This window comes from Micromonospora sp. SYSU B005 (assembly GCF_055362685.1).
The window spans coordinates 1-4,717 of the sequence record NZ_JAXCFU010000038.1 but is presented as its reverse complement, the minus strand read 5'-3'; the positions used below and the strand labels follow the sequence as shown (position 1 = coordinate 4,717).

At 73.0% G+C, this 4,717-nt stretch carries 1 protein-coding gene; it reads right to left on the bottom strand.

Annotated elements, in window-relative coordinates; translation table 11 throughout:
• On the bottom strand, window positions 1–4,717 hold a 4,717-nt coding region (locus SM452_RS30170), incomplete at both ends, for an amino acid adenylation domain-containing protein (protein ID WP_463841201.1).

Sequence of the window (4,717 nt, the reverse complement as noted above, 5' to 3'; positions counted from 1 at the left end):
CACCTCCAACTCGCCATAGGTCAGCGACACCCCATCGGCCACCACCGCGACCGCCTCGGGGGCCGTCGCGACACGCTGCTCGACGAGGCCGGCCAGCGTCGCCTCAGGGACCTCGACGGCCGCGGTGTTCCAGCCGGACAACAGCTGCGCCCGCTCCTCGGCGGCCATCACCTCCACCGCGCTCAGCCGCGTCTCCGGCGCCGCCGTCACGGTCCCGAGCACCCGTTGGACCACAGCGGCGAGCCGCTCCGCGGTCGGCCGGTCGAACAGGTCCACCGAGGCGATCAGGAAGCCGCGCAGACCCGCCGGCCGGCCGTCTGCGTCGAACACCTCGGAGACGGCCAGGTCAAGGTCGAACCGCGCCGTCTCGGTGGCGTCGGGACCGGGCTCCGGCGCGCCGCCTTGGGCGCCTGCACCGGGCAGGTTCAGGCCGGCCCGCTCCGCGTTCTGCAGGGTGAGCATGACCTGGAAGAGCGGGTGCCGCGACAGCGACCGGACCGGTGCCAACTCCTCGACCAGCCGCTCGAACGGCACGTCCTGGTGCGCCATCGCGCCGAGTGTGGTGTTGCGGACCCGCTCCAGTACCTGCCGGAACTCCGGGTCACCCGACAGGTCCGTACGCAGAACCAAGGTGTTGACGAAGAACCCGACGAGGTCGTTGAGGGCTTCGTCGGTACGCCCGGCGACCGCCGTCCCGATCGGCAGGTCGGTGCCGGCGCCCAGCCGGGACAGCGACACCGCCAGCACGGCCTGAAGCACCATGAACGGCGTGACGCCCTCGGCCCGGGCCAGATCGGCGAGTTGCTGGTGCACGTCGGCCGGCACCCGCAGCGGCACCTGATGCCCGCGGTGGGTGGACACGGCCGGACGGGACCGGTCGACCGGCAGGGTCAGCTCCTCTGGTGCGCCGGTCAGCGTCTCCCGCCAGTAGCCGACCTGCGCGGACAACAGGCTGTCCGGCCCGGACTCGTCGCCGAGCAGGTCACGCTGCCACACCGCATAGTCCGCGTACTGCACCGGCAACGGCTCCCACACCGGCGCCTCGTTGCGCAGCCGCGCCTCGTACGCGGTGGACAGGTCCCGGCCCAGCGGCGCCATCGACCAGCCGTCACTGGCGATGTGATGCACCACGAGCACGAGCACGGACTCGCCCGCGTCGGTCCGGAACAGCGAGGCTCGGACCGGGATCTCCGCGGACAGGTCGAACGCGCGCTCGGTGACCTCGTTCATCGCCCGGTCCAACTCGTCCGCGGGCACCGGGCGGACCTCCAGGGCCCAGTCCAATTCGGCGGGGTCGAGGATGTGTTGGTACGGCTCGCCGTCGGCCACCGCGAACACGGTGCGCAGCGACTCGTGCCGGCCGACCACATCGCGTAGCGCGGCGCTCAGCGCGGCAGCGTTCGCGTCGGCGCCGAGGCGGACCGCCACGGGGATGTTGTAGAGGGAGCTGGGGCCTTCGAGCTGGCCGAGGAACCACAGACGCTGCTGCGCGAAGGACAGCACCGGCCGCTCCGGCCGCACACCGGCCCGCAGCGCCGGCCGCGCCCGGTCGGCGGTTCCGCCGGCCAGCCAGGCGGCCAGCTCGGCGACGGTCGGCGACTCGAACAGCACCCGCATCGGCAGCTCGACGCCGAGCACCGCGCGCACCCGCGACGAGAGCCGCACGGCCAGCAGCGAATGCCCGCCCAGCCGGAAGAAGTCGTCCTCGACCCCCACCCGCTCGAGGCCGAGCACCTCCGCGAACACCCCGCAGAGGATCTCCTCCTGCACGGTGAGCGGCCCGCGGCCGGCCCCCGTGGCGCCCGCGTAGCCCGGCGCCGGCAGGGCCCGCCGGTCCAGCTTCCCGTTGGTGGTCAGTGGCAGCCGGTCCAGGACCACGATCGCGGACGGCACCATGTACTCCGGCAGGCGCCGGCCGGCGAACTCGGTCAGCTCGTCCGGGCCCACGCCGGCCTCGGGGTCGGCCGACACGACGTAGCCGACCAGCCGCTTGTCGCCCGGCACGTCCTCGCGGGCGATCACCGCGGCCTGCGCCACCTGCGGGTGGGCCTGGAGAGCGGCCTCGATCTCGCCGGGCTCGATCCGGAAACCACGCACCTTCACCTGGTGGTCGACCCGGCCCAGAAAGTCCACCGTCCCGTCGGCGGACCATCTCGCCAGGTCGCCGGTGCGGTACATGCGTTCGCCGGAGTCGAACGGCGAGGCGACGAACCGCTCGGCGGTCAGCCCGGCCCGGCCCACGTAGCCGCGGGCCACCCCGGCGCCGGCGATGTACAGCTCGCCGGCCACGCCCGGCGGCACCGGTTGCAGGGCCTCGTCGAGGACGTACAGGCGGGTGTTGGCGATCGGCCGGCCGATCGGCACGATGTCGCCGACCTCCTGCCCGGCGGACACCTCGTACACGCAGCAGCCGACCACCGTTTCGGTCGGGCCGTACTCGTTGACCACGACCGAGCCGGGTGCGCGCTCCAGCCACGCCCGGACCACCGGTCCGGGCAGCGCCTCGCCGCCCACCACCCAGGTGCGGGCGGCGCCGGCCGCGGCCTCGTCGGAGAGCGACTCGGCGAGCAGCGGCAGATGCGCCGGCACGACCTTCGCGAGCCCGAACCCGCCGCGTTCGCCCAGCAGCGCTGCCAGCCCGTCGGCGTCGCCGGCCTCGTGCACCACCACGGGTGATCCGGTCACCAGCGGCACCAGCACGCTCGTGACGGTCAGGTCGAAAGCCAGCGACGAGTGCAGCGGCGCGCCACCGCCGCCGGGCGCCATCCGGTAGGCCTCGGCCGCCCACAGCAGATAGTTCGTCAGGCCGCCGTGGGTGACCGCCACGCCCTTCGGCGTGCCGGTCGAACCCGATGTGTAGATGACGTAGGCCAGGCCCGCCGGGCCGACCGGCACCGCCGGGTCGGTGCCCGGCTGGGCGGCGACCATCGCCGCGACCCTCCGGTCGTCGACGGCGACCATCCGCACCCGGCCGGCCGGCAGCTCGTCCAGCACGTCCTCGGTGCCGAGCAGCACCGCCACCCGGCAGTCGGCCAGCATGAACGCGATCCGGTCGGCGGGCAGCTCCGGGTCGATCGGCAGGTACGCCGCGCCGGCCTTCCACACCGCCAGGATCGCGGTCACCATCGCCGCGCTGCGCGGCAGGCACAGGCCCACCACCGATTCCGCGCCGATCCCCTGGCTCACCAGGTAGGCGGCGAGGCGGTTCGCGTCGGCGTCCAGCTCCACGAAGGACAGTTGTGCACCGTCGGCGACCACTGCGACCGCGCCCGGGGTCTCGGCCACCTGCCGGGCGAACAGCTCGGCCGCGGTGGCGTCGGTGACCTCGGTCGCGGTGCCGTTCCAGCCGGACAGCACCTGGTCCCGCTGCCCGGCGTCGAGTACCCGCAGGGCGCTGACCGGGGTGTCGGGGCGGTCGGTCAGCGCGCCGACCAGGTTCTCCAGCGTGGTGCAGAGCAACTGTCCGACCGCATACGGATCGATCGGGTCGACGGCGAGGATCGTCCAGCTCAGCCCGTGGCCGCCCAGGTCGTTGACCGACACGGCCAGCGGGTAGTTCGTCCGCTCACTGGAGTAGACGCCGCGCATACCTTCGGACGAGGTGTCCGGACGGGAGTTGCCGTGCCCGGCGTGACGGTAGTTGAACAGGGACGTGAACAGCGGCGTGTTCTCCGCGATACCGCTGGCCTGCTGCGCCACCGCGAGCGGCGCGTGCTCGTGTTCCAGCAGTGCGGCGAGCTGGCCGCGCATCTGCTCGACCGCCGCGCGGACGCCGACGTCGCCGGTCGGCATCCGCACCGGCAGCGTGTTGATGAACGGACCGACCACGCGTTCGGCACCGGCGCCTGCGTTCATCCGGCCGAACAGCGTGGTGCCGAAGACGACGTCGTCGCGCCCCGACAGCACGGCCAGCACCCGGGCCCACGCCACGTGCAGCACCGTCGCCGGGCTCACACCGAGACGCCGCGACACGTCCCGCAGCCGGTCGGCGACGTCCTGGGGGATCGGCATCCCGGCCGACGTCGCGGCGCCGTCGCCGCTGACGTCCATCAGCCCGTACGGCGCTGTCGGCTCGGTGACGTCGCCGAGCAGCTCGGCGAAGAACCGCTCGTGCTCCGCCCGCGGAACGCTGCGGGCCTGTGCCACGAAGTTGCGGAACGGCAGCGCCGGCGCCAGTTCGTCGCCGCGCCCGGCCAGGAATGCCTGCATCTCCTCCATGAGCACGTCCATGCCCTGGTGGTCCTGGAGCATGTGGTGCATCCGCAGCAGCCCGAGCCAGCCGTCACCGACCTGCGTGACGTGCAGATCCATCAGCGGCGGGCGGCCCAGGTTCATCGACGACCCGACCAGCTCGACCAGTTCGGCGATCGGATCGCCGCTTTCCTGGAGGACGTGGGTCGTCACCGGCAGCACCGCGTTGCGCCAGACCACCTGCACCGGCTCGGGGATTCCGTCCCACACCACCGCCGTGCGGTAGATGTCATGCCGGTCAACGACCTGCTGGAGCGCCGTCACGAACCGGTCGAGCCGATCCGCGGAGTCGAACTCGAAGACCCAGACCGGCACGTACGGGTCCTCACCGCCGCCCTCGGCCATCAGGTGGTGGAACAGCATGCCTTCCTGCAGCGGCGCCAGCGGATACACGTCCGCGACGTTCGCCGCACCACCCTCGACGGTGGCGACCACCCGCTCGACGTCCGCATCCGAGAAGTCGACC